Source organism: Rhodococcus wratislaviensis (assembly GCF_041228765.1).
GTDB lineage: Bacteria > Actinomycetota > Actinomycetes > Mycobacteriales > Mycobacteriaceae > Rhodococcus_F > Rhodococcus_F wratislaviensis.
In genome coordinates this window covers 112,834-137,795 of record NZ_CP150488.1, presented here as the reverse complement: position 1 = coordinate 137,795, position 24,962 = coordinate 112,834, and the positions used below count along the sequence as shown (strand labels likewise).

Below are 24,962 nucleotides of genomic sequence, written 5' to 3'. Positions count from 1 at the left end.
CGCGCACCTCTCGCGGCATCAGTCGATCGAAGATTCCCCCTTCCCAATGAAGTAAATGCCGGTTAAGGTGACTGGAATCACTTCATGATGAGAGGACGGAAATGGTCAACGATGTCCACGTGGCCGGGGTAGGAATGATCCCCTTCACGAAACCGGGAAAGAGCGGCAACTACGCCGACATGGGGGAGGCTGCGGCGAGGGCTGCGCTCGCCGATGCGGGAATCGACTACGCGCTCGTCCAGCAGGCGTATGTCGGCTATGTATACGGTGACTCAACCTCGGGTCAGGCCGCGCTGTATGGCCTGGGTCAGTCGGGGATCCCGATCGTCAACGTCAACAACAACTGTTCGACGGGATCGTCGGCGCTGTGGCTGGCGCGGCAGGCGGTGGCCAGTGGCACCGTCGACTGCGCCCTCGCGCTCGGATTCGAGCAGATGGTGCCCGGCGCCCTGGGTTCGGTCTTCATCGATCGTCCGGGGCCGATGGTGCGGCAGGAAGCGATCCGGGACGAGGTGCAGGGCGTCGATCCGCAGGCACCGATGGCGGCGCAGTTCTTCGGCGGAGCCGGTCAGGCGTACGTGGACGAGTTCGGGATCGATCCGGCGATCTTCGCCGAGATCTCGGTGAAGGCCCGCAAGCACGCCGCGAACAATCCCAACGCGGTGTTCCGCAACCTGGTGACCGTCGAGGAGGTGCTCGCGTCCCCGAAGATCTACGGGCCGCTCACCCGGCTGCAGTGCTGCCCGCCGACGTGCGGCGCCGCCGCCGCGGTGGTCTGCACCCCCGAATTCGCCCGCAAGCACGGACTGAACGCCGACGTGGTGATCCGCGCGCAGAGCCTGACCACCGACACCCCGAGCACGTTCGAGTCCAAAGACATGCGCAAGGTCATCGGATACGACATGGCCGCCGCGGCCGCGCACAACGTGTACGAGACCGCCGGCGTCGGCCCGGAGGACATCCGCGTCGTCGAACTCCACGACTGCTTCACCACCAACGAGTTCCTCACCTACGAGGCGCTCGGACTCACCCCGGCCGGGACTGCGGAGAAGTTCATCCGCGACGGCGACAACACCTACGGCGGACGAGTCGTCACCAACCCGTCGGGTGGGCTGCTGTCCAAGGGCCATCCGCTGGGCGCGACGGGCCTGGCCCAGTGCGCCGAGTTGGTGTGGCAGCTGCGTGGCCAGGCCGGAGCCCGTCAGGTCGAGGGCGTGAATCTCGCGCTGCAGCACAACCTCGGTCTCGGCGGCGCCTGCGTCGTCACGCTCTACCAGAAGGTGGACGCGCGATGAGCCTCGACCGCTCCGTCATCGGCCGCGAATTCCCCGCGGTGTCCCTGCTGATCACGCGCAGCCGGCTGCAGAACTTCGCGAAGGCCACCGGGCAGCACGACCCCGTCTACCTCGACCCCGACGCCGCCAAGCAGGCCGGTCACCGCGACTTGCCGGTGCCGCCGACGTTCGTGTTCGGCATCGAACTCGAGGCCCCGAACCCCTTCGCGTTCCTCGAGGACCTGGACGTCGATCTGCGCACCGTCCTCCACGGCGAGCAGCAGTTCGACTACCACCGGATGGCCTACGCCGGTGACGAATTGACCGCCGCGAGCCGGATCACCGACATCTACGAGAAGAAAGGTGGCCTGCTGGAATTCATCGTCCGCGAGACCACCGTGACCAACCAGGACGGTGCCCGCGTCGCGGTGATGCGCGGCGTCACCGTCGTGCAGAACCGGCCCGGACAGGACGCGTCATGACGGTCTTCACACCCGAGGTCGGCGCCGGCGTGCAGCCTCTGCGCATCGACCCGATCTCCCGCACGACGCTCGCCCTGTTCGCCGGTGCGTCGGGTGACCACAACCCGATTCACATCGACCTCGACGTGGCGAAGAGCGCCGGGCTCGACGACGTCTTCGCGCACGGCATGCTGTCGATGGCGTATCTCGGCCGCCTGCTCACCGATCTCGTTCCGCAGCAGCAGCTTCGCTCCTACAAGGTGCGCTTCGCGTCCATCACCCCGGTGCACGGTCAGCCCACCTGCACCGGCACCGTCACCTCGATCGACGAGGTCGGCGGCGAACGCCTCGCCACCGTCGAACTGAAGGTCGCGCTCGCCGACGGCACCGTCACCCTCCTCGGCGACGCCGTCATCGCACTCGACTGACCACACGAACACACCACTCTCGAAAAGGAACACCGAATCATCATGGGAAAGCTCGAAGGAAAGACCGCCATCGTCAGCGGATCCGGACGCGGCATCGGACGCTCCATCGCTCTCACCCTCGCGCGTGAAGGCGCCAACGTCGTCGTCAACGACCTCGACACCGCGCCCGCACAGGCGGTCGTCGACGAGATCACCGCCGCCGGTGGCAACGCCGTCATCTGCGCGGGCAACGTCACCGCCCCCGACTTCGGCGAGCGCTTCGTCGGCACCGCCACCGGCGAGTTCGGCGGGCTCGACATCATCATCAACAACGCCGGCTACACCTGGGACACGGTCATCCAGAAGATGGGCGACGACCAATGGGACGCCATCCTCGACGTGCACCTCAAGGCGCCGTTCCGGATCCTGCGGGCCGCGCAGCCGGTGATCAGCAAGGCAGCCAAGGCGGAGAAGGAAGCCGGGACCCCCGTGCACCGCAAGGTCGTCAACATCTCCTCCATCGCCGGTCTCTACGGCAACGCCGGCCAGGTCAACTACTCGTCGGCGAAGTCCGGGATCATCGGCATGACCCGCACCCTGGCCAAGGAGTGGGGCCGCTACAACGTGAACGTCAACGCGGTCGCGTTCGGTTTCATCGAGACCAGGCTCACCGAGGTCGCCGCCGACGGCGACGCGACCATCGACATCGAGGGCCGTGAGATCAAGGTCGGGGTCAACCCGCATCTGCTCACGGCGATGAAGGCGATGATTCCGCTCGGCCGCCCCGGCACCCCCGACGAGGCCGCGGGCTCCGTCGTGATGCTGACCTACCCCGAGTCCGACTACGTCAGCGGCCAGATCATGGTCACCGGCGGCGGATACGAAGGATAGGACGACGCGGATGCCCTCCACCACCTACACCTCGTCCTGGCGCGACTCCGACACCACCGCGCTCGGCGAGCTTGCCGACAAGTTCTTCGCGAGAGAGCTCACACCCCACCGCGACAAGTTCGAGCAGCAGCACTACGTCGACCGTGACGTCTGGACCAAGGCCGGCGAACTCGGGCTGCTGTGCTGCTCCATCCCCGAGGAATACGGGGGTGGTGGAGGGACGTTCGCCCACGACCTCGCCGTCGTCGAGGCCCAGGCCCGCGCCCTGGACACCGGCTTCGGCAACACCGTCCACAGCGGTATCGTCGCGCATTACATCCTCGCGTACGGCACCGAGGAACAGCGTCGCCGCTGGCTTCCCGGCATGGCCACCGGGCAGACCGTCACCGCGGTCGCCATGACCGAGCCGGGTGCCGGTTCGGACCTGAAGAACATCAAGACGACGGCCCTCCGCGACGGCGACCACTACGTGATCAACGGCGCGAAGACGTTCATCTCCAACGGATCACAGGCGGATCTGATCGTCGTGGTCGCCAAGACCGATCCCGCGGCAGGCGCGAAGGGGGTGTCGCTGATCGTCGTCGAGACCGCCGACTGCCCCGGATTCACCCGCGGACGCATCCTCGACAAGGTCGGTCAGCACGGCGCGGACACATCGGAGCTGTCGTTCGAGGACGTCCGGGTGCCCGTTGCGAATGTGCTCGGTGGCGAGGAAGGTCGCGGGTTCGGCCAGTTGATGACGCAACTGGCGCAGGAGCGGCTCCTGATCGGAGTGACCGCGGTCGCGACGATGGAGGCTGCTGTCGCGGAGACCGTGTCCTACACCAAGTTCCGGAGCGCGTTCGGCCAGACGATCTTCGACTTCCAGAACACGAAGTTCGTTCTCGCGGAATGTGACACGGTCGCGCATGCGGCGCGGGTGTTCATCGATTCGTGTATCGAGCGCCACATGAGCGGAAACCTCGACACGACCACGGCCGCGATGGCGAAGTGGTGGCTCACCGAACAGCAGTGTCAGGTGATCGACCGGTGTGTGCAGCTCTTCGGCGGTTACGGCTACATGCGCGAATACCCGATCGCCCGCATGTACGCCGACGCCCGGGTCCAGAAGATCTACGGCGGATCCAACGAAATCATGAAGGACCTCATCGCTCGATCGCTCTGAACACACGACAACTCGGTACGGAGGCAGGAATGAGCTCGTCCCCGGTCATCAGGTGCGGCGCCGCAGTACGTACGCATGCGGCGGTGAGAACGCGAGCGGCCCGGCTGGCCGCCGCACTCGCGCAGAAAGGACTTGCACACGGCGATCGCTACGCCATCGTCATGCGCAACGAGATCGCATTCGTCGAGGCCACTCTCGCGGGTGCCGCGATCGGCGCAGTCCCGGTCCCGGTCAATTGGCACTGGACCGGGGACGACCTCGAATACCTGCTCGCCGACAGCGGCAGCAAGGTGGTCCTGGTCCACACCGATCTGCTGCCCGCGGTGGAGGCGGTGCTGCCTGTGGGCGTCACGGTGGTCGAGGTCGCGGTGCCGCCGGAGGTGGCGGACGCCTACGGCTTCCCCGCCCCGCAGCTGACCGGCCGGCATCCGGACGTCGAGGGGTTGATACGCGACAGCGAACCGATCACCTCACCCGTCACGGATCCACCGCTCGGTGTCATCTACACGTCGGGAACGACCGGCAGGCCCAAGGGAATCCTGAGACAACCGGTCGCGGACGAGAACTCGGCGCGACTCGCGGACATGGTGGTCGAGGGGTTCGCGTTCGACCCGTCCATGTCCACGCTCGTCCCGGCTCCGCTGTATCACACCGCACCCAACACACACGCGGTGTTCGCGGTGGCCCTGGGAATGGACCTCGACATCATGCCCCGATTCGATGCCGAGGATCTGCTCCGGCTCGTTCAGGATCGGCGGATCGAGCACGTCCAGATGGTGCCGACGATGTTCGTTCGACTGCTCAAACTACCTCCGCACGTGCGCAACCGGTACGACCTGTCGTCGTTGAAATCCATCGTCCACGCGGCCGCACCCTGCCCGCAGGAAGTCAAGCGCGCCCTCATCGACTGGCTCGGGCCGATCGTGCACGAGTACTACGGTGGCTCCGAGACGGGTGCCGCCGTCGCGTGCACCAGCGAAGAATGGCTGCACCACCCCGGCACCGTCGGCCGGCCGTTCGGGGACGTCGACGTGAAGATCCTCGGAGACGAGGGGGAGGAGTTGCCGGCCGGCGTCGTCGGCGACATCTACATCAAACCGTTCACAGTGTGGCCGGATTTCACGTACCTCGGGAACGATGCCAAGCGCCGGGACATGGAGCGTGACGGCTTCCTGTCCGTCGGTGACCTCGGCTACCTCGACGCCGACGGCTATCTGTACCTGAGCGATCGCCGCAACGACATGGTGATCTCGGGCGGGGTCAACATCTACCCGGCGGAGGTCGAGGCCTGCATCATCGGCATCGACGGTGTGCACGACGTCGCCGTATTCGGCATCCCCGACCAGGAATTCGGCGAGGCCCTCGCCGCCCACATCGAACTCGCACCGGGAGCGACACTCCGTGACGAGGACGTCCGAGCGCACGTCGGCCGCCACCTCGCGAAGTACAAGATCCCCAAGGTCATCGTCTTCGACGAGACGCTGCCGAGGGAAGACACCGGAAAGTTGTTCAAGCGCAGGCTGAAGGAGCCGTACTGGAAGGCCAGGGTCGATGCCTGAGCGTCTCGAGGTATTCGGGAAAGTACTCGTCGAACTGCGCGGCGACGGGGTCGGCATCGTCACGCTCAACCGTCCGGAGAAGTTGAACGCCCTCACCGCCGACTTCCTCGCCGACCTGGAGAGGGCTCTGCGCGAGTTGGGTGGCGCCGCCGACTGCCGGGCGGTCGTGCTCCACGGCGCGGGCAGAGCGTTCTGTGCCGGCATGGACCTGAACATCGGACTCGCCCGAGACAGGGCGGACCCGACCCGGGCCGCCTACGCCGCAATGCGTCAGGCAGTGTCGGTCGTCGCGGCCATGCGCGAGATCCCGCAACCCGTCGTCGCCGCGGTCCGTGGGCATGCGGTCGGGGCAGGCTTCGCCCTGGCCGCAGCAGCGGACATCCGCATCTGCGCCGAGGACTCCCGATTCGACGCCGTCTTCGTCAAACTCGGCATGAGTGCCGGCGATCTGGGCCTGTCGTTCCTGCTTCCCCGCCTGATCGGACCCGGCCGTACCGCGGAACTCTTCTACACCGGTGGTGCCCTGTCCGGCGTCGAGGCGGAGCGGTTGGGCCTCGTACAACACGTCGTCGACGATCCGCTGCACGAGGCCGTCGAGCTCGCATCGACCATCGCCGCGATGCCGCCGATGGGAGTGCAGATCACCAAGGAACTCCTCGACACCAGCATCGGCGCGAGCGGGTTCCGCGAACATCTGGAACTCGAATTGCGCTCACAAGTCATCGGCCTGACCACCCTCGATCACGCCGACGCCGTCCGCGCCTTCTCCGCACGACCCCGGGCCGCGCACGAAAACCGCCCCTGACCTCCCCGCGACCCCCGCACTCGAAGGATCGAGAATGTATCTCACCCAACCGCTTCACCGCAGCCTGCAGCAGCGGCCCCACGAGGTCGCCACCATCTGCGACGGCCGCATCGTCACGCACGCCGAGACCTTCGACCGCGTCGGCAGGCTTGCCGGTGCGTTGCGGGGAGTGGGCGTGGCCGGCGACGACCGCGTCGCTGTTCTCGCCCTGAACTCGGATCGCTACTTCCAGATCATCATGGCCGTGGCGTGGGCCGACGCCGTCATCGTCCCCGTCAACACCCGCTGGAGCGTGAAGGAGATCGCGTACTCGCTCGAAGAGGCGGGTGTCCGGGTGATCTTCGTCGACGACGCATTCAGTGCACTCGCCGACCAGCTCCGCGAACAGTGTCCCCGCCTCGAGGCGGTGATCCATTGCGGCGACGGCGCCACTCCGGACGGGATGCTCGCGTACGAGGAATTGATCGCGGGGGCGACCGCGGTCCCGGATGCGCACCGACGCGGTGACGCGCTCGCCGGAATCTTCTACACCGGTGGAACCACGGGATTTCCCAAGGGCGTGATGCTCAGTCACCGCAACCTGTTCGTGTCGGCCACCGCGTGCGCGGCGACGGGCGCATGGTCGGCGGAGGGCACAGTGCTGCACGTCGCCCCGATGTTTCACCTGGCCGATCTCGCGTCGATGATCGCTCATTCGCTGCTGGGGGGAACACACATCATGCTCCCGGTGTTCGACCCCGTTTCGATGCTGGCCACGATCGCCGAACACCGGGTCACCGACACGTTGCTGGTCCCCACCATGATTCAGATGATCGCCGATCACCCGCAGCTCGCCGACTTCGACCTGTCGAGCCTGCGGAACGTCATGTACGGCGCATCGCCGATCTCCGAGGCGCTTCTCGGGCGAGCCCGGGCCGCGTTCCCGTCCGCCGCGTTCGTGCAGGGCTACGGCATGACCGAACTGTCGCCGGTCGCGACGCTGCTCCTCGACAAGGACCACGACGACCCGGTACGGCGCCGATCCGCGGGGCGCGCCGCCCCGCACGCCCTCGTCAAGGTCGTCGGCCCGGACGGAAACGAAGTCCCACGAGGAGAATTCGGTGAGATCGTCGTCACCGGCGACCACGTGATGCTCGGCTATTGGAACAAGCCCGCCGAAACGGCCGACGCCGTGCGGGACGGGTGGATGCACACCGGAGACGGCGGCTACATGGACGAGGACGGTTACGTGTTCGTCGCGGACAGGATCAAGGACATGATCATTTCCGGCGGCGAGAACGTGTACTCCATCGAGGTCGAGAACGTCGTCGCGAAGCACCCCGCCGTCACCCAGTGCGCCGTGATCGCCGTACCCGACGATCAATGGGGCGAACGCGTCCACGCCGTCGTCTCCCTGCTTCCCGGCGCCACCCTGACCCTCGACGAACTGCGCGAGCACAGCAAGAAGGACATCGCCGGCTACAAGGTCCCCCGCAGTCTCACCGTCGTCGACACCTTCCCGATGTCCGGCGCCGGGAAGATCCTCAAGCGCGAACTCCGGAAGCAGTACGCGTGATGGGGGACTTCATCCGGCGTGAAGACCCCGCACCCGGCATCGCCCGAATCGTGCTGGCACGCCCGGAAATGCGGAACGCACAGAGCCCCGAACTGCTCTACGAACTCGATGCGGCATTCGCTCACGCGACCGCCGACAGCGATGTCAAGGTCATCGTCCTCGCCTCCGACGGACCCGACTTCTCGTCCGGCCACGACCTGAAGGCCGGGTTCACCCTGCCCTGTGCGCCGGTCGCGACGCTGCAGTCGGGGCTCGACGCGGGTGGTGCCGAGGGACACTACGCCTTCGAATGCGAGGCGTATCTGGGTCTGTGCAAGCGGTGGCGCGACATTCCGAAACCGACCATCGCCCAGGCTCAGGGGCGGACGATCGCCGGCGGCCTGATGTTGCTGTGGCCCATGGACATCATCGTCGCCGCCGACGACGCGACGTTCTCCGACCCGGTCACCGCGTTCGGTGTCAACGGCATCGAATACTTCACCCACGCCTGGGAACTCGGAGCTCGTAAGGCGAAGGAGATCCTGTTCACCGGCCGGGCGATGACAGCGGCCGAAGCGCGCGACGTGGGCATGGTCAATCATGTCGTCGACGCCACCGAGCTGGACGCCTTCACCGTCGAGCTCGCCGCCACCGTCGCCGCGCGTCCCGCGTTCGGGTTACGGCTGGCCAAGGAGAGCATCAACCGCGGCCTCGACGCGCAAGGCCAGTCCACCGCCCTCGATTCGGCACTCGCGCTTCACAACCTCGGCCACGCCCACAACCTCGCCCAGCACGGTCAGATCGTGCACCCGGCCGGCGCGGACGTCATCCGCGCGGCCGCTCAACGAAGGGAACTCACACCATGACCGGCCCACTCACCGGACTCCGCGTCGTCGAATTCGCCGGAATCGGCCCCGGCCCGCACGCCTGCATGCTCCTTGCCGACCTCGGCGCCGACGTCGTCCGTGTCGAACGCAGGGCGGGTGCGAATCCCGGCATCGCGATCGAGGCCGACGCGACCCTGCGGAACCGTCGCACGGTGGAGGCCGACCTGAAGCGTCCGGAAGATCGCGACAGAATTCTCGAGTTGATCGAGCACTCCGACGTCCTCGTGGAGGGATTCCGGCCCGGTGTCACCGAACGGCTCGGTCTCGGACCGGACGAGTGCCTGTCCGTCAATCCCCGATTGATCTACGGGCGAATGACCGGCTGGGGGCAGAGCGGACCGTTCGCCGACCGCGCCGGCCACGACATCAACTACATCTCCCTCACCGGTGTCCTCGACAACATCGGCCGCGCCGGCGACCGGCCGGTGCCGCCGCTGAACCTCGTCGGTGACTTCGGCGGGGGTTCGATGTTCCTCGTCTTCGGTGTGCTGGCCGCACTGTGGGAGCGGGAAGTATCCGGTCGCGGGCAGGTCGTCGACGCGGCCATGGTGGACGGTGCCGGTGTCCTCGCGCAGATGATGTGGTCGATGCGGGGCAACGGGACCTGGGCCACCGGTCGCGGGGAGAACCTGCTCGACGGGTCCTATCCCTTCTACGACACCTACGTCTGCGCGGACGGGAAGCACGTCGCGGTCGGTGCGATCGAACCGCAGTTCTACGCCGAGCTCATCGAGGGGTTGCAGCTCGACCCGGGTCGCCTGCCCGGCCAATGGGAACGCACCCGGTGGACGGCACTGCGCGCGGAGTTCGAGATCGCGTTCAAGTCACGCACCCGGGACGAGTGGGCCCAGGTCTTCGCGACCACCGACGCGTGCGTGACCCCGGTCCTGACCTACGACGAAGCCCTCGAACATCCCCACATGGTCGCGCGGAACACCTTCGGCGCTGTCGACGGGGTCGATCAGCCGATGCCCGCGCCCCGGTTCTCGCGCACGCCGGCGGCGGCACCCTCCGCACCCGAACCGAGACCGTTGGCGGAGCAGATTCGGCGTTGGGTGACGGCGCGATGACGTCCGTCTTCGGCCGCCGGTAACCCGCCGGCATCCGCACAGACAGTGGTCACCTGCGCGCGCAATTGCGGCGGAAGGTGACCAATGTCCGCGCAGCTGTGGATGGCGGCGGGGGGATTCCATTGTGTGTTACCGGCTGGTATACATACTCGACTCGGTTGGAATGTTATCTGGATCACGTCAGGGGATGCCTGTGTTCGGTGGGAGAGGGATCGCGCGCTCGATGGGTGCGCTGCTGCTCGTGGGGCTGGCGGCCGGGGGACTGTCGGCGCCGGCGGCGGCGCAACCCGCGGCGAGTGCACCGGTCCAGTGGCTGTGCAGCCCCGAGACGGACACGGACCCCTGCGATCTGCCCGATGACACGACCGATCTGCTGACCGGAGAAGTCACCCCGGCCACACCGGTGTCCGAATCGGACAAGCCCGTCGACTGTTTCTACGTCTATCCCACCGTGAGCGACCAGGTCGCGCTCAACGCCGACCTCACTCCCCAACCCGAAGTGCAGTCCATCGCCAGCTTCCAGGCCGCCCGGTTCGGGAGCCAGTGCCGGATCTTCGCCCCGACCTACCGCCAGATGACCCTGACACCGGGAATCGGGGGCTACCTCGCCGGGGCGGCGCCGCTCGCCCAGACCGCGTACGGCGACGTCCTCGCGGCGTGGAACGACTACCTCGCCAACGACAACGACGGCCGCGGCGTGATCTTCATCGGCCACTCACAGGGCACGATGATGCTGCGAAAACTCATCCGCGAGCAGATCGACCCGAATCCGGCGCTCCGCGACAAGTTGGTGGGCGCATTTCTCATGGGCGCCAATGTCGAAACTGCCCCCGGCAGCGCCACCGGCGGCGACTTCCAGAACATTCCCCTGTGCACCGAGCAGGGGGAAGCAGGCTGTGTCGTCGCCTACTCCACCGCTGTCGCGGATCCGACCGCGTCGCTGTTCGGTAACAGCGCGATCGACATTCTGTCGCCTGGGATGGGGCTGCCGAGCGGCCCGCAGTACCAGGTCGCGTGCACCGACCCCGCTGTGCTGAGCGGCAACTCCGAGCCGGTCGGCCTGACCGTGCCGAGTGCGCCGTTTGCGTTCGGCATCATCTCGGTTCTCCTGGACTACACCGCGTTCCCGAAGGGCAGTCCCACCTCCACGTCGACGTGGACCACGAGCGCCGAGCGGGCGGTCGGGAGTTGCACCGACGTGAACGGCTACCGCACCTACCAGTTCCGCATCACGGATCCACGTGGACAGCGGGTCAACGAGTTGCCGCTGTTCGGTGGCCATCTCGTCGACATCAACCTCGGGTACGACCGCCTCGTCTCGATCGCGGAGCAGCAGACCCGTGAGTACTTGTTAACGTCGGGCGGTTAACAAGTACTCACGGGCGGCGGAGCCGCACGGGCTATTTGACGCCACCGGCGGTCAGGCCGGACACGATGCGGCGCTGCAACAGCAGCACGATGATGACGAGCGGGATGGTCACGACCGTTCCCGCCGCCATCACGGACGTGAACGGCTCCTCGTGCGGCTTGCTTCCCGCGAACTGTGCGATGGCGACGGTGGCCGGCTGGGTCACGTCGTTGGACAGCTGGCTGGAGATCAGGTATTCGTTCCACGACGCGATGAACGCGAGGATCGCGGTGGTGAACAGTCCCGGTGCGGCCAAGGGCAGCAGCACCATTCGGAACGCCTGCCGCCTGCTGGCCCCGTCGATCCGGGCCGCCTCCTCGAGTTCCCACGGGAGTTCCTTGAAGAACGCCGTGAGGGTGTAGATGGTGAGGGGTAGCACGAACGAGATGTTCGGGATGATCAGCGCCTGGTACGTGCCGAACCAGCCCATCGACGTGAACAACTGGAACAGCGGTGTCAGGACGGCGACACCCGGGAACATCGACGCCGCCAGGATGATTCCCAGGACGACGTGCTTTCCCCGGAACTGCAACCGCGCCAGCGCATACGCGGTGCCGACACCGACGACCAGACCGATCGCGGTGGTGACGGCGCCGATGATCGTGCTGTTGACGAGCGCCCGGGCGAAGTGGTTGCCCGCCTCCGTCGAGAACACGCTCGCGAAGTTCTCCAGCGTGACGTGGGTGGGCCACGGTGTGGTGTCGAACGTGTAGTCGGAGTGACGGAAGGCGGTGACCACCATCCAGTAGACGGGGGCCAGACCCCAGACGACGATCACCCCCAGGCCCAGATAGGTGCGGATGGAGGCGAGCGACGGTCCCCGGCGCCGGCGTGCCACCGTGGCACGGGGAATCCCCGGTGTGACGACTGCTGTGGACATGGATCAGGCCTTTCGCTGCTGCTCTTGGGTGTCGATCACGTTGACGCCCATCACCTTCACCAGTACGTAGGCGACGGCGAAGATGAACAGGAACGTGATCGTGGAGAGGGCGGACGCGCTGTTGAATCCCTGGCGCATCTGGTCGATCACCAGGATCGACAGTGTGGTGGTGGCCGTGCCGTCGCCGCCACCGCCGCCGGTGAGGATCGCCGGGAGGTCGTAGATCCGCAGGACGTCGAGCACCCGGAAGAGGACCGCCACCAGAATGGCCGGCTTGATGAGGGGCAACGTGATCGACCGGAACCGCTGCCACGCGTTGGCGCCGTCCATCCGCGCCGCCTCGTACACCTCGGCGGGCACCATCTGCAGTCCGGCGAGGATCAGCAACGCCACGAACGGCGTGGTCTTCCAGGCGTCGGCGATCACGACGGCGAACCGGGCAGGCCACGTGTCACCGGTCCACAGGATCTCCGTGCCGAGCAGTTTGTTCGCGATGCCGTCGTAGGCGAAGACGAAGTACCACAGCTTCGCGGTGACGGCGGTCGGGATGGCCCACGCCACGAGGATGCTGGTGCGCAGCAGCGCCCGACCGCGGAACGCCCGGTTCATGATGGTGGCGAACCACAGTCCCAGCGCGACCTCGATGGCGACGGTGACGACGGTGAAGAACACGGTGACCCACATCGACTGCCAGAACAGCGATCCCAGCGTGCCGCCGGGGCAGGACACGGACGCTCCGGTCGTGTCGGTGCACCGCTGGAACAGCCAGTGCGTGTAATTCGACAGTCCCGCGAAACCCTGGTCGACGAACTTGCCGGTGGCGGGGTCGATCGCCGGGTCCTTGAACAGCGACATCACCATCGCGCTGACCACCGGGTACAGGACGACGATGCCCAGCAGGATCATGGTCGGCAGGATCAGGAACATCGCCGCCTTGCTGCGCCCCTTCCGTGGGCGCGCGGGCTCCGGTTCGCCGGACCTCGCGTCGCCCCGACGTGGGGGAGCGGGCGTCTCGACTGAGAGTTCGTGAACGGTCATCGGCTGTCTCCTCTAGGACCCGGCCGCGGCGATCGCGGACTGGATGTCGGCGGCGGCCTGGTCCACCGTCTTCTCGCCTTTGATCGCGGCGTAGGCGTTGTTCTGCACGGCCCGGGTGACCGCGGGATAGAACGGGGTGACCGGCCGGGTCACGGCGTTCTCGATCGACGTCTTCAGCGTGGGGAGGTACGGGTACTGCTCGATCAGTTCCGGGTCGTCGTAGACGTCGGCGCGGACGGGGGCGAGCGATCCCTGCGACAGGAAGAACGCCTGTGACTTCTTCTCCAGGAAGAACTTCAGGAAGTCCGAGGCGGTCGCCTTGTGCTCGGAGTACACGTTGATCGCGGCGCTGTGCCCGCCGAGTGTCGAGTGACCGGGTCCGCTCTTGCCCGGCAGCGGCGCCACCGCGAACTTGCCCGACACCGCGGAACTGCCCTGACCTTCCATCAGGCTGTACGCGTACGGCCAGTTGCGCATGAACAGCAGGTCGCCGCTCTGGAACGCCTGCCGTGCCTGCTCCTCCTGGAACGTGACGGACTCGCGGGGGATGGCACCCGAACGGTAGGCGTCGACGAGCGATTGCAGGCCCGCCTTGGCCTCCGGGGTGTTCATCGTCGGGGTCACGCCGTCCGGTCCGAGGATCGACCCGCCCGCCGTGTTGATGGCCTCGGACGCGTTGACGGTCAGCCCCTCGTACTTGGCGTACTGTCCTGCGTAGCAGCCTATTCCGGCGTTCTGCGCCGTCTCGCACGCGCCGATGAGCTCATCCCAGGTGGTGGGCGGATGTTCCATCAGGTCGGTGCGGTAGTAGAGCAGCGCGCCGTCGCTGGTCTGCGGAGCCGCGTACAGGACGTCCCCGTACGTGGCCCCCGCGACCGTCGCGGGGAGCAGGCCGGACGTGTCGATCGCCATCGGGCCCTCGAGCGGTTGCAGCCATCCGCGGGCCGCGAACTCGGCGGTCCACACGACGTCGACGACGGCGACGTCGTACCCGGAGTCGCGGGACTGGAAGTGCTGCACCAGGTCCTCGTGCTGCTGGTCGGCCTGGTCGGACTGTTCCTTGAACGTCACTTCCTCGCCGGGGTGGGTGGCGTTCCACTCGTCGATCAGCGGCCGGACGACGTTGGAGTTGTCCTTGCCCTGCACGTAGGTGATGGGCCCGCGGCCGTCGAGGTTCTGCTTCTCCGCCTGCGCGGCGGCGTCGATGCCATGATCCGCGCAGGACGACGCGGCGAACAGGACCCCGACGGCCACCGCGCATGCGGCGACGCGCTTCATCGCGATTCACCCGTGCCGGGTTCCGACAGCCACACCGCGGCGTCTGCCGGGAGTGCTCCGCCGGTGATGCCGGCGACGGAACCGAGCACCACGGTCAGTCCTTCGGGGAGTGCGATCGGTTCGGTGCCGGTGTTCACCCAGCACTGCGCTGCGCCGCGTGCGAACGCGAGCACGTCGCGTGGGGTGTCGAGCCACTCGACGGCGTGCGGGGTGTCGAAGTGCTCGCGTCGCAGTTCCAGCGCCTCGCGGTACAGGGTGAGGAACGACTCGGGGTGGCCTGCCTGCGCTTCCGCGGTGTGCGGCGCCCAGTGCCCGGGCTGCGGAAGCCAGGTGTCCTCCTCCGCGTCGAACGGGGAGAAGCCGTACGGCACTGCGTCGTTCGACCACGGGATCGGAACCCGGCAGCCGTCCCGGCCGCAGTCGGTGAAGCCGGTCTGGAACCACGTCGGATCCTGCCGGGCCTCGTCGGGGAGGTTCTCGACCTCTTCCAGTCCGAGTTCCTCACCCTGGTAGATGTAGGCCGTGCCCGGCAACGCCAGCTGCAACAGCGCCGCCGCCCGGGCGCGGCGCCTGCCCAGTTCGTGGTTCGGCTCCTCGAGCGCCCAGCGTGCGCGCTCCCAATCGGTCTCGACCAGGTGGTCGGGCTGTGAGCGGGAGTAGCGGGTGACGGTGCGGGGCACGTCGTGGTTGGAGAGCACCCACGTGGCGGGTGCGCCGACGGTGGCCGCCTGCTCGAGCGCGTCGTCGATCACGGCGCGGATGCTCGCAGAACGCCAAGGGGCGCGCAGGAAGTCGAATTGGAACGCGGTGTGCAGCTCGTCGGGGCGCAGGTAGCGGGCGAGGCGGTCGTTGCCGGGCACCCAGGCCTCGGCGACGAAGACGCGGTCGGCGTAGGCGTTGGCGACGGCCCGCCAGCCCCGGTACACCTCGTGGACGGCATCCTGATCCCACGCGGGGTGGGGGTCGGTGTGCTGCGAACCGGGAAGGCGCTCACCGGCATCGGGGAGTGCGGGATCCTTGGCGAGGCCGTGGGCGACGTCGATCCGGAAGCCGTCGACACCCTTGTCGAACCAGAAGCGCAGGATGTCCTCGAACTCCGCACGGACCTCGGGGTGCTCCCAGTTGAGGTCGGGCTGGGCGGGAGCGAACAGGTGCAGGTACCACTCACCGGTGTCCAGGCGACTCCACGCGGGACCGCCGAACGCGCTCTGCCAGTCGTTGGGCGGCTCGTCGCCTGCCGGGCCGCGGCCGGGGCGGAAGATGTAGCGGTCGCGTGCTCCGGGCTCGTCGCGGAGGGCGGCCTCGAACCAGCGGTGCTCGCTGGAGGTGTGGTTGGGCACGATGTCGAGGATCACGCGGATCCCCAACTCGTGGGCCTCGGCGATGAACGCCTCACCTGCCGCGAGTGTGCCGTACGAGGGCTCGATGTCGCGGAAGTCGGCCACGTCGTAGCCGGCGTCGGCCATCGGCGACGGGTACCAGGGGTTGATCCATACGGCGTCGACGCCGAGGTCGGCGAGGTAGGGCAGCTTGGAACGCAGGCCGGTGAGGTCGCCGATGCCGTCACCGTTCCCGTCGGCGAAGCTGCGGATGTAGACCTGGTAGACGACTGCCGTCTTCCACCAGGCTTCGGGGTGCCGGCTCGCGACGGTGGTTGCGGTCGACTCCACGGACTGGGTCATCGAATCTCCTCGGTGGGGGGATGGGATGGGGGAATGTGATGCGTAAACGTTTGCGTAAATAGCGTGAGGCACGTCACAGGTGGCTGTCAACTCGAGCAGGGTGATTTATTTTCCGGACTACAGCGGCATGGATTCCGTGAGGAATCTACGCAAATATTTGCGTTGCTCGCTTACTGTGGGAACGTGATCCCCAAGCAGTCCGTCAACATGGCCGACGTCGCGCGCCGCACCGGAGTCTCGATCGCCACCGTCTCGCGCGCGTTGCGCGGCGAACGCGGCGTCTCCGAAGCGACGCGACTGCGCATTCAGCGGGCCGCCGACGAGTTGGCGTACGTCGTCTCACCCGAGGCGTCGAAGCTGTCGGGCGGCGCGACGGGCCGGGTGGCCGTCGTGGTGCCGTGGATCGATGCCTGGTTCTATTCGCGGATTCTCGCCGGCATCGAACACGAACTCCGCGCCGCGGACCTCGACGTGATGCTGTACTGCCTCGAGGAGTCGGCCCAGCGCGAATCGTTCTTCGAGCGGCTTCCGTTGCGCCGCAAGGTCGATGCGGTCATCGCCGTGGCGTTTCCGCTGACCGGTCCGGAGCGGGCGCGGCTCGAGGAGATGGACGTGACCGTGGTCGTCATCGGCGCGCACGCCGGCGAATTTCCGTCCGTCCGGATCGACGACGAACTGGCCGCGCGCCAGGCTGTCGGGCACCTGATCAGGATCGGTCACACCCGGATCGGGATGATCCGCACCGTGGACCCGGAAGGTCAGTCCTGGGAAGGCGACATCGCCCGGGTGGCGGGCTTCCACGCCGCACTCGCGGGCGCCGGGCTCGCCGACGACTGCACCGTCACCGTGCCCTGGGGAATCGAGGGCGGCGAGCGCGGCATGGAACTGCTGCTCAGCCGCGCCGAGGTGCCCACCGCGGTGTTCTGTCATTCCGACGAGGTCGCCGTCGGGGCGTTGCGCACGCTGCGACGTGCGGGGATTCCCGTTCCGGCCGGGATGTCGGTGATCGGGATCGACGATCACCCGACGGCCGAGCTGGCCGACCTGACCACGGTGCGGCAGCCGGTGGGGGAACAGGGGGCGGCGGCCGGCCGGGTGGTCGTGGAACTGCTCGGCGGCCGGGAACCTGCGGAGCGGGCGGTCGTGCTCCCGACCCACCTGGTGGTCAGGGGCTCGACCGCCCGCCCTCCGGAACTCTGACGTCAGCGCACGAGTCGCTCGCCCGCCGCGTCGGTGGCGAAGATGTGCGCGTGTGCCTCGTCGACGCGGACGTGCACGACCTGGCCCTTCTCGGGTGGGTTGCGCCAGTCGACCCGGGCGACCAGGTTCTCGGTCCGGCCATTGACGGTGGTGCGGCCGAAAACGAACGCCTCCGAGCCGAGTTCCTCGACGACGTCGATCTCGAGTTTCAGTCCGCCGGAGTCGGCGATCTCGACGTGCTCCGGCCGGATCCCGAAGATCACCTCGGAGCCCGCCGCGGTGAGGGCGTCGCGGGGGACGGGGACCAGCTGGTCGCCGATCTGCACCCCGCCGTCGGTGACGGGCACGGTGAACAGGTTCATCGACGGTGAGCCCATGAAGCCGGCGACGAAGACGTTCGCGGGCCGGCGGTAGAGCTCACGCGGGGACGCGCACTGCTGCAGCACCCCGCCCTTGAGGACGGCGACCCGGTCGCCCATCGTCATGGCCTCGACCTGGTCGTGGGTGACGTAGACGGTGGTGGTGCCGAGGCGGCGCTGGAGCTGGGCGATCTGGGTGCGGGTCTGTACCCGCAGCTTCGCGTCGAGGTTCGACAGCGGCTCGTCCATCAGGAACACCTGTGGTTGCCGGACGATGGCGCGGCCCATGGCCACTCGCTGACGCTGACCGCCGGAGAGCGCCTTGGGTTTGCGGTCGAGGTAGGCGCCGAGGTCGAGCATGTCGGCGGCCTCCCCGACACGCTTGCGGATCTCAGCCTTGTCGGTGCCTGCGAGTTTGAGGGCGAAGCCCATGTTCTCGGCGACGGTCATGTGCGGGTAGAGCGCGTAGTTCTGGAAGACCATCGCGATGTCGCGGTCCTTGGGCTCGGCGTGCGTGACGTCGCGGCCGCCGATCAGTATCTGGCCGCCGTCGACGTCCTCGAGTCCCGCGAGCATCCGCAGGGACGTGGACTTGCCGCAGCCGGACGGGCCGACGAGGACGAGGAACTCGCCGTCCTCGATGTGCAGGTCGAGTTGATCGACCGCGGGGACGTCCGAGCCGGGAAAGAGCCTGGTCGCGCGGTCATAGGTGATTGTTGCCATGAGAAATGAATCCCTCCACCGGCAGGAACGTGCCGGACGATCCGAGTGTTAGGGGTGTGCCGGAAGACACCGACGAGGAAGAACTATGGCCTAGATCACAGTGCTTGTCCACTTGGAGACGAACCGGCTTTGTTCTTGAAAAGACGGAAGTATGTATTGATGAAAATCCAAAGGTCCTCTACTGTCAGCGTGACACCCCTCACTCGCAGATTTGAAGAGGACACGAGACATGGCTCTGACAATTGGCATCGACGTGGGTGGCACGAAGATCGCAGCCGGCGTGGTCGACACCGACGGAGTCATCCACCGGATGGTGCGTCGTGACACCCCGTCCCACGATGCGCGCCGCGTCGAGAACGTCATCGCCGAACTCGTCCGCGAACTGGCGGATACCCACCCGGCGCAGGCTGTCGGCATCGGCGCGGCCGGCTTCGTCGCCGCGGACCTCAGCACCGTGCTCTTCGCCCCGAATCTGGCCTGGCGCAACGAGCCTCTGGGTGAGGTGGTCGAAGCGGCGTGCGGACTGCCGACGGTGGTGGAGAACGATGCCAACGCCGCGGCATGGGGCGAGGCGCGCTTCGGGGCCGGGCGGACGGGGCAGACCGTCGTCGTGCTCACGGTCGGAACCGGGATCGGCGGCGGCATCGTCGTCGACGGAGTACTTCATCGCGGCAAGTTCGGTGTGGCCGCGGAATTCGGGCATCTCAACGTCGAACCGCACGGTCGCCGATGCGGCTGCGGCAACCACGGCTGCTGGGAGCGTTACGCCAGTGGGCGGGCACTCGTCCGCGAAGCGCAGGATCTCGCGAACGTCTCGCCGGGTTTCGCTGCAGACCTCCTTGCCCGCGCCGGCGGAAGGGCGGACGCCATCACGGGCCTGCACATCACCGCGGCCGCGCAGGACGGTGACCCCGCCGCGCTCGAGTGTTTCCGGGTGATCGGTTCCTGGCTGGGACACGGCATGGCGGATATCGCCGCGTTCTTCGACCCCGACCTGTTCATCATCGGCGGGGGAGTGTGCGAGGCGGGCGAACTGCTGCGCGGTCCCGCCGCCGCCGCGTTCGAGAACCGTCTCACCGGACGCGCACACCGACCGGTCGCCGAGGTGCGACTGGCTGAACTCGGCGCGAACGTCGGCATCGTCGGCGCCGCCGATCTGGCCCGGGAACGAGTTCTCGGGCTCGCACACAACGGCTCACGAGTATCTGGAGGAGTGCAATGTCCAATCGGTTGAGTCTTCCCATTCCGGTCGCCGAGGTGTGGGACTGGCAGAGGGACGCCGCGTGCCGCGGCTACGAGTCGTCCACGTTCTTCCACCCCGACCGCGAACGTGGCCGGGCCCGCGAGATGCGGGACTTCCGCGCCAAGATGATCTGCCGCGGATGCCCCGTGCTGGTGCAGTGCCGGGAGCACGCGCTCAGTGTCGGTGAACCGTACGGCATCTGGGGTGGGCTCTCCGCGAACGAGCGTGAAGAGTTGCTCGCCACTCACCACGGCCGGGTGGACGAGGCGGTCGCGGAATCCTTCGGCTTCGATCTGGCGCGCCAGGCCTGAGCGCGAGCGGTCAGCTTCCCGCCGGGAGCATGATCACTCTGCTGTTGTCGGTGTCCGCGACGTAGACGTCGCCTCTGCTGGACACGGCGATACCCTCCGGCTGGTCCAGCCCGGAGAACGGGAGAACCTCCTGCTCGTCCGAACCGGCGGCCAGCCGCAGAATGCGATTGTGGTTCTGATCGATGGCGTACACGGTTCCCTCGTCGTCGACCGCGACTCCACCGACGCTCTGGACGTCGGTGAAGGGCAGGAAGCTCTGGGCATGGGTGGCGGCGTTCCACGCGAGCACCTTGTTGGGCGTGCCGACGTAGAGATCCCCGTGTTCACTGACGGCGACGGCGAACGGGCCGATCACCGTGAGCGGCACCGCGACGGGAGCCGCGGTGACGTCGTGCAGGGCCATCACCCGGTTGTTCAGCGTATCGGCGACATACAGCGTGGCGTCCGGTCCGAGCGCGATTCCGAACGGCTGGTCGAGACCGTCGAACGGCATCGGCACCTGGGTGCCGCCGTGCAGCATTGTCACGGTGTTGGTCACGAGATCGGAGACGTACACGTCGCCGGACGCACTGACCGCGACTCCCTGGGGAACCTCGAGGCCGGTGAAGGGAAGGACGGTCTGCTCGTACGTCCCGGCGCTCACTCTCAGAACCTGTTTGGCCGCGCTGTCCGCGATGTACAGGTCCCCGGTCCCCGAGACCGCGAGCCCGGCCGGACCCTGGAGACCGGTCAGCGGGAGCACGACCTGCGCGCTCGCCGACTCCGCACCCGGCCAGGCGATATAAGCGACACCGGCGACCACGAGGACGCCCGCCAGCAGCGCGGCGAGCAGCCAGCGCTTCCGCCGCCCCGCGACCGTTGTCGGTTTCGTCGGCTCGGCACCCTGATCGGTGTCGGGGCGGGTCACGGCCGGACTGCTCGTCCGGGTGGTTGCGGCGGGATCGACCAGGTCAGCAGGCCGGGTGACCGGTCCGGGATCGGTCCACCCGATCGCGCGGACGGCTTCGCTGAACTCACGACACGTCGAGTAGCGCTCGTCGCGGTCCTTGGCCATGGCGCGCGCGACGACCGCATCGACACCGGCGGGCAGCCCGGGGCGCACCACGCTCGGTCGGGGAATCGGCCCGTTCAGATGTCCGTGCATCACCGAGGAGGCGGTGTTACCGGGATACGGCGGTTCGTTGGTGAGCAGGTGGAAGAAGGTGCAGCCCAACGCGTAGATGTCGACGCGGTGGTCGAGTTTCTCGCCCTCGATCTGCTCGGGCGCGGCGTAGTGCAGGGTCGCCACCAACATCCCGGTGCGGGTCAGCTGATGCGTTTCGTCCAGGGCCTTGGCGGTGCCGAAATCGGTGAGCAGCACCCGTTCGGGGTCGCCCGGCGCGAGCAGTATATTCGCCGGCTTCACGTCACGGTGCAAGATCCCGGCCTGGTGGGCGTGGTCGAGCGCCTTCCCCGTCTCGCTGACGATGTGCACGGCGCGCTCGACATCGAGGGCACCGGAGCCGAGTGCTTTCCTGGCGTCGGTGCCGGGAACGTACTGCATCGCGATCCACAACCTGCCGCCTTCGCGGCCGCGGTCGTGGACGGTGACGATGTTGGGATGGTCGAGATGTGCGGCGTGGTCTGCCTCCGACTCGAAACGTGACCGGACGTAGTCGTCGTTCGTCCATGACGTGTCGAGCAGTTTGAGGGCGATCTTGCGCGGCAGGTTGGGATGCTGGGCGAGGTAGACGGTGCCCATGCCGCCTCGTCCCAGAACCCGCTCGATCACGTAGCCGGCAAACACCGTGCCCGGTTCGAACTCGCCGCTCACATCGGCTTCACCGCCTCCCGGGACCCTCCAACCATTGAACCCCGACGCCGGGTCAGTCCGGTAGCCGCCGCATCTCGATGACGGTCAGTCCCAGCGCGTCGAAGCGCGCCAGCATGCCCCGGAGTTCCGTCGGGCTGTCGACCGGGCCGTAGAGCGTGGTGTCACCGGTAGTGACGTCCGAGACGTCCAACTCGGGGAACGCGGCCAGCACCCGATCGGACAGGGCGCCGCTGATCAGGAACGCGTACCTGACCTTGCCGGGCCAGTTCGATTCAGGACGCACCACGGCGGGCTCCTTCATTCGCATCGTCGTTCCAGAACTCGGTCAGCCGTAGATTTCAGGGTGACCGACGGAACGGCGACGCGCCTCACCCGCAAGTGGTGAACCGGCTCAGAGCAAGCCGTTGTGTTGTGCGGCGGCGATGGCGTCGCGGCGGGAGGTGACGCCGAGTTTGCGGTAGATCCCGCGCAGATGGGTCTTCACGGTGTTCACCGACACGCACAGATCTGCCGCGATCTGCTCGGCGGTGCGCCACGACGGAAGCTCCACGAGTAGTTCCAGTTCGCGGGGAGTCAACATGTCGGACGCAGCGCTCTCCGACCGCGGGAACGACGCCCGGAGCCGCTCTGCGAACGCTTCGAGGACACCGAACCGGCCGGTGCTCCGCACGAGGAGTTCTCGGATCTGGGGTCCGCAGTCGTGGAACGGGCGCACCACCGACTGCGGCTCCGCGAGACGCAAGGCTTCGGTGAGAGCGCTGTGGGCACGTGAATCATGTTTGCGGGCAAGCGCGATCGATGCGTCGACGAGCCACGCCGCGATCAGGTTGGTTCCCGCCGCACAGTCCAGTTCACCGTCCAGGACGGGTTGGAGTGTCTTACGGGCCAAGTCGAGGCGGTGGAGATGCAGATGGACGATCGCCTCGACGACGGCTGTGTCGCCGGTGGGACCGAGGAGGGCATGCGTTTCGGTCGCCAATTCGTGCGCCCACCCGATCTCGCCGGCAGCGAGATACGCGTACTGGATGGCAGGCAGCAACACCGCCCGGACCCCGGGCGGTACCGGCAACGAAGACGACACAGGGCTCTCCGCGTGCAGCGTCGTCACCGAACTGTGCCGGTGTCCGGACTCGTCGAGACCGAACAGGGTGGCGGCGCCCTCGGCGAACCCCGCGGTCCCGGTGTTCGCGCGACGCAGCGCCTCCGCGGATTCGGCGGCGGCGCGGGCGGCATCGGGGTCCATCCGGACATAGCGGCACCAGGAGTCGATGAGCTTCGTCGACTGGAATGCGGGATCGCTCGTTGCCGAATGCGTCCGGCCGATCGTGAGTGCCTCGTCGGCCAGCGCGGACGCCCGCACCACGTCGCCCCGCGACATCGCGACGGTGCCGAGAGTTCCCAGGCAGTACATGACGCCCAGCGGCGCATCGCCGAGTCGCGCGTGGGCCAGCGACTTCCCGAGCACGACCTCCGACTCGTCGGTCCGCCCGAGGAACAGCAACGCGCGCCCTTCCTGCAGCAGGACGAATGCATCGACGTCGGGATCGCCGCTCGTCCCGACACCCACGCCGCGCAACCTGTTCAGGGCGGTCTCGATGTCGCCGGTGCCGATCGCGGTCTGCACGCGGAGCGATTCGCGGAGCAGCAGATGTAATCGGGACTCGGCGGCGCCGTCCACCAGCAACCCCGACCGCCTGCGGTCGAGAAGCTCGAGGGTGGACGTGGCCACCGGGATGTTGCCCGAAGCGAGTGCCGCGGCGGCGCGGATGAGCCGCGCCGACGGGTGGTCCTGCGAAGATCGGGGTGCCCGCGTGAGGAGCCGGTCGACGGCCTCCCCATGACCTCCGACGATCAGGGCCAGCGACGTCCGGGCGAGCAGCGCCACGATCTCGTCGTGATCACCGGAGTTCACCGCGTGTTCGAGTGCGAGCAATGCGTCGCCGAATTCGTCGTGCCAGTGGGCGGCCGTCAATTCGAGATTCTCGACTTCGACGTGGCCGATCCGGCTGATCTCCGCCCGCAGATAACTCCGCAGCAGCGGATGGTAGCGATAGTGCGTGGGGCTGTCGGCGATTCGGCTGATCAGGAAATTGTGGTGCTCGAGCCAGTCGATGTTGCCGTGCGCATCCGCGCAGCCCGTGAGCTTCTCCGCGAGTTCGACCGTGAACGAGACAGGTACGGACGTGCGCAGGAGGAACTCGCGCATCTCGTCGGTCTGGCCTGCGAGGACCTCCTCGATGAGATAGTCGGCGACGGCCCGGCGGTCGCCCGTGAACTCCGCGATCAATCGGCTCGGATCCGGGTGTCCTTCCAAAGACATTCCTGCCAAGCGAATTCCGGCCGCCCAGCCCTCCGTCCGATCCATCAGGGCGTCGAGATCGGCCGGACTCAGCGCGACGTCGTGCTCGTCGAGCATCTCGGCGGCCTCGTCGGAGGTGAAGGCGAGATTCTTTGCCGTAAGGGTGAACAGCTTGCCGTCCAGGCGAAGTCGCTGCAAAGCGAGAGGCGGCTCGAAACGCCCGACGATGACCGTTCGCAGCATCGGAGGTTGCCAGCGCATGAACGACTCGAGGTCGGTGAGTACGTCGGTGTCGCGGAGGAGGTGGCCGTCGTCGATGATCATCCAGATGTTCTCGCCGAGTTCGTGCAACGCGGCCGACAATTGCGCGCCGAGATCCGGTGACTCGGAATCGAGCCCGGCGCATGCCTTCTGCAGGCGAGGGTTTCCGGTGTCGGTGAGTGAGCGGAGGATCGCCCGATGGACGACGTCGAGGTCGTTGTGCCGCTCCTCGATGGTGAGCCAGGCAATGGTCGGAGCGTCGCCGGCGGCGAGTGTCTCCCGTGCCCAGTCGGCCACGGCCCGCGTCTTACCCGAGCCGGCCGGTGCGCAGACGAGCGCCACCGGGAAGGGGTGGGCGTCGTCGGTGAGCGCCTCGGTGAGCATGGCGTGCAGGCGGGTCCGGGTAACCGTCCG

At 67.5% G+C, this 24,962-nt stretch carries 22 protein-coding genes; 14 read left to right on the top strand and 8 right to left on the bottom strand.

Annotation, left to right across the window (positions count from 1 at the left end; translation table 11 throughout):
• Window positions 1-101 precede the first annotated feature (101 nt).
• From WKC72_RS00625 to WKC72_RS00575, 11 genes are all read left to right on the top strand, one after another.
• Window positions 102-1,295 carry a lipid-transfer protein gene (locus WKC72_RS00625; protein ID WP_370181468.1) on the top strand — a complete coding sequence of 398 codons (1,194 nt, stop codon included), beginning with the start codon at window positions 102-104 and terminating at the stop codon, window positions 1,293-1,295.
• Window positions 1,292-1,756, top strand: coding sequence for a MaoC family dehydratase N-terminal domain-containing protein (locus tag WKC72_RS00620; RefSeq protein WP_370181467.1), 465 nt, complete (start codon window positions 1,292-1,294; stop codon window positions 1,754-1,756). Before WKC72_RS00625 ends, WKC72_RS00620 begins: the two co-directional genes overlap by 4 nt.
• Window positions 1,753-2,163: a MaoC/PaaZ C-terminal domain-containing protein gene (locus WKC72_RS00615; protein ID WP_037229112.1), complete on the top strand. Its 411-nt coding sequence runs from the start codon at window positions 1,753-1,755 to the stop codon at window positions 2,161-2,163. The genes WKC72_RS00620 and WKC72_RS00615 overlap by 4 nt, the downstream gene beginning before the upstream one ends.
• 42 nt (window positions 2,164-2,205) lie before the next feature.
• Window positions 2,206-3,033 (top strand): SDR family NAD(P)-dependent oxidoreductase, encoded by an 828-nt coding sequence (locus tag WKC72_RS00610; protein ID WP_012689569.1) that lies wholly within the window; start codon window positions 2,206-2,208, stop codon window positions 3,031-3,033.
• Between the two features lie 10 nt (window positions 3,034-3,043).
• The gene (locus tag WKC72_RS00605) at window positions 3,044-4,198 is read left to right on the top strand and encodes an acyl-CoA dehydrogenase family protein (RefSeq protein ID WP_370181466.1); all 1,155 of its coding nucleotides are present in this window, start codon (window positions 3,044-3,046) and stop codon (window positions 4,196-4,198) included.
• 29 nt (window positions 4,199-4,227) lie between these two features.
• Complete coding sequence (locus WKC72_RS00600; protein ID WP_370181465.1) at window positions 4,228-5,757, top strand: AMP-binding protein; 1,530 nt, start codon at window positions 4,228-4,230, stop codon at window positions 5,755-5,757.
• Entirely contained in the window at window positions 5,750-6,562 is an 813-nt protein-coding gene (locus WKC72_RS00595) for an enoyl-CoA hydratase/isomerase family protein (RefSeq protein WP_370181464.1), read from the top strand. Before WKC72_RS00600 ends, WKC72_RS00595 begins: the two co-directional genes overlap by 8 nt.
• Window positions 6,563-6,596: 34 nt before the next feature.
• Window positions 6,597-8,117: a long-chain-fatty-acid--CoA ligase gene (locus WKC72_RS00590; protein WP_370181463.1), complete on the top strand. Its 1,521-nt coding sequence runs from the start codon at window positions 6,597-6,599 to the stop codon at window positions 8,115-8,117.
• A complete protein-coding gene (locus WKC72_RS00585) occupies window positions 8,117-8,962 on the top strand; it encodes an enoyl-CoA hydratase (RefSeq protein WP_370181462.1) in 846 nt (281 codons plus the stop codon). Before WKC72_RS00590 ends, WKC72_RS00585 begins: the two co-directional genes overlap by 1 nt.
• Complete coding sequence (locus WKC72_RS00580; protein WP_370181461.1) at window positions 8,959-10,053, top strand: CaiB/BaiF CoA transferase family protein; 1,095 nt, start codon at window positions 8,959-8,961, stop codon at window positions 10,051-10,053. The genes WKC72_RS00585 and WKC72_RS00580 overlap by 4 nt, the downstream gene beginning before the upstream one ends.
• Window positions 10,054-10,276: 223 nt before the next feature.
• Window positions 10,277-11,422: a DUF3089 domain-containing protein gene (locus WKC72_RS00575; protein ID WP_370181460.1), complete on the top strand. Its 1,146-nt coding sequence runs from the start codon at window positions 10,277-10,279 to the stop codon at window positions 11,420-11,422.
• A gap of 31 nt (window positions 11,423-11,453) precedes the next feature.
• Here the strand turns inward: WKC72_RS00575 and WKC72_RS00570 are convergent, their stop codons facing one another.
• Genes WKC72_RS00570 through WKC72_RS00555 form a run of 4 tightly spaced genes read right to left on the bottom strand, consistent with a single transcriptional unit; the run spans window position 11,454 to window position 16,339 of the window.
• Window positions 11,454-12,341: a carbohydrate ABC transporter permease gene (locus WKC72_RS00570; protein WP_037229092.1), complete on the bottom strand. Its 888-nt coding sequence runs from the start codon at window positions 12,339-12,341 to the stop codon at window positions 11,454-11,456.
• Window positions 12,342-12,344: 3 nt separating this feature from the next.
• The gene (locus WKC72_RS00565; RefSeq protein WP_370181459.1) at window positions 12,345-13,379 is read right to left on the bottom strand and encodes a carbohydrate ABC transporter permease; all 1,035 of its coding nucleotides are present in this window, start codon (window positions 13,377-13,379) and stop codon (window positions 12,345-12,347) included.
• A gap of 12 nt (window positions 13,380-13,391) precedes the next feature.
• Window positions 13,392-14,657, bottom strand: coding sequence for an ABC transporter substrate-binding protein (locus WKC72_RS00560; RefSeq protein ID WP_268791892.1), 1,266 nt, complete (start codon window positions 14,655-14,657; stop codon window positions 13,392-13,394).
• On the bottom strand, window positions 14,654-16,339 hold the full coding sequence (locus WKC72_RS00555; protein WP_370181458.1) for an alpha-amylase family glycosyl hydrolase: 1,686 nt from the start codon (window positions 16,337-16,339) through the stop codon (window positions 14,654-14,656). Before WKC72_RS00555 ends, WKC72_RS00560 begins: the two co-directional genes overlap by 4 nt.
• 183 nt (window positions 16,340-16,522) lie before the next feature.
• Between WKC72_RS00555 and WKC72_RS00550 the strand changes: the two genes are divergently transcribed.
• Complete coding sequence (locus tag WKC72_RS00550) at window positions 16,523-17,539, top strand: LacI family DNA-binding transcriptional regulator (protein WP_112300550.1); 1,017 nt, start codon at window positions 16,523-16,525, stop codon at window positions 17,537-17,539.
• A 2-nt stretch (window positions 17,540-17,541) separates the two neighbouring features.
• Here WKC72_RS00550 and WKC72_RS00545 read toward each other — a convergent pair whose 3' ends face one another.
• Complete coding sequence (locus WKC72_RS00545) at window positions 17,542-18,621, bottom strand: ABC transporter ATP-binding protein (protein ID WP_037229078.1); 1,080 nt, start codon at window positions 18,619-18,621, stop codon at window positions 17,542-17,544.
• Window positions 18,622-18,850: 229 nt separating this feature from the next.
• On the opposite strand from WKC72_RS00545, the gene WKC72_RS00540 reads away from it, so the two are divergent.
• On the top strand, window positions 18,851-19,855 hold the full coding sequence (locus WKC72_RS00540) for an ROK family glucokinase (protein ID WP_370181457.1): 1,005 nt from the start codon (window positions 18,851-18,853) through the stop codon (window positions 19,853-19,855).
• Window positions 19,840-20,175 (top strand): WhiB family transcriptional regulator, encoded by a 336-nt coding sequence (locus tag WKC72_RS00535; RefSeq protein ID WP_025431714.1) that lies wholly within the window; start codon window positions 19,840-19,842, stop codon window positions 20,173-20,175. The genes WKC72_RS00540 and WKC72_RS00535 overlap by 16 nt, the downstream gene beginning before the upstream one ends.
• Before the next feature lie 10 nt (window positions 20,176-20,185).
• Here WKC72_RS00535 and WKC72_RS00530 read toward each other — a convergent pair whose 3' ends face one another.
• The 3 genes from WKC72_RS00530 to WKC72_RS00520 all read right to left on the bottom strand — a co-directional run bounded on the left by WKC72_RS00530 (window position 20,186) and on the right by WKC72_RS00520 (window position 24,932).
• Window positions 20,186-21,988 carry a protein kinase gene (locus tag WKC72_RS00530; RefSeq protein ID WP_370181456.1) on the bottom strand — a complete coding sequence of 601 codons (1,803 nt, stop codon included), beginning with the start codon at window positions 21,986-21,988 and terminating at the stop codon, window positions 20,186-20,188.
• A 52-nt stretch (window positions 21,989-22,040) separates the two neighbouring features.
• On the bottom strand, window positions 22,041-22,289 hold the full coding sequence (locus WKC72_RS00525; protein ID WP_081792274.1) for a hypothetical protein: 249 nt from the start codon (window positions 22,287-22,289) through the stop codon (window positions 22,041-22,043).
• Between the two features lie 90 nt (window positions 22,290-22,379).
• Window positions 22,380-24,932: a LuxR C-terminal-related transcriptional regulator gene (locus tag WKC72_RS00520; protein ID WP_370181455.1), complete on the bottom strand. Its 2,553-nt coding sequence runs from the start codon at window positions 24,930-24,932 to the stop codon at window positions 22,380-22,382.
• Between the last annotated feature and the right edge of the window lie 30 nt (window positions 24,933-24,962).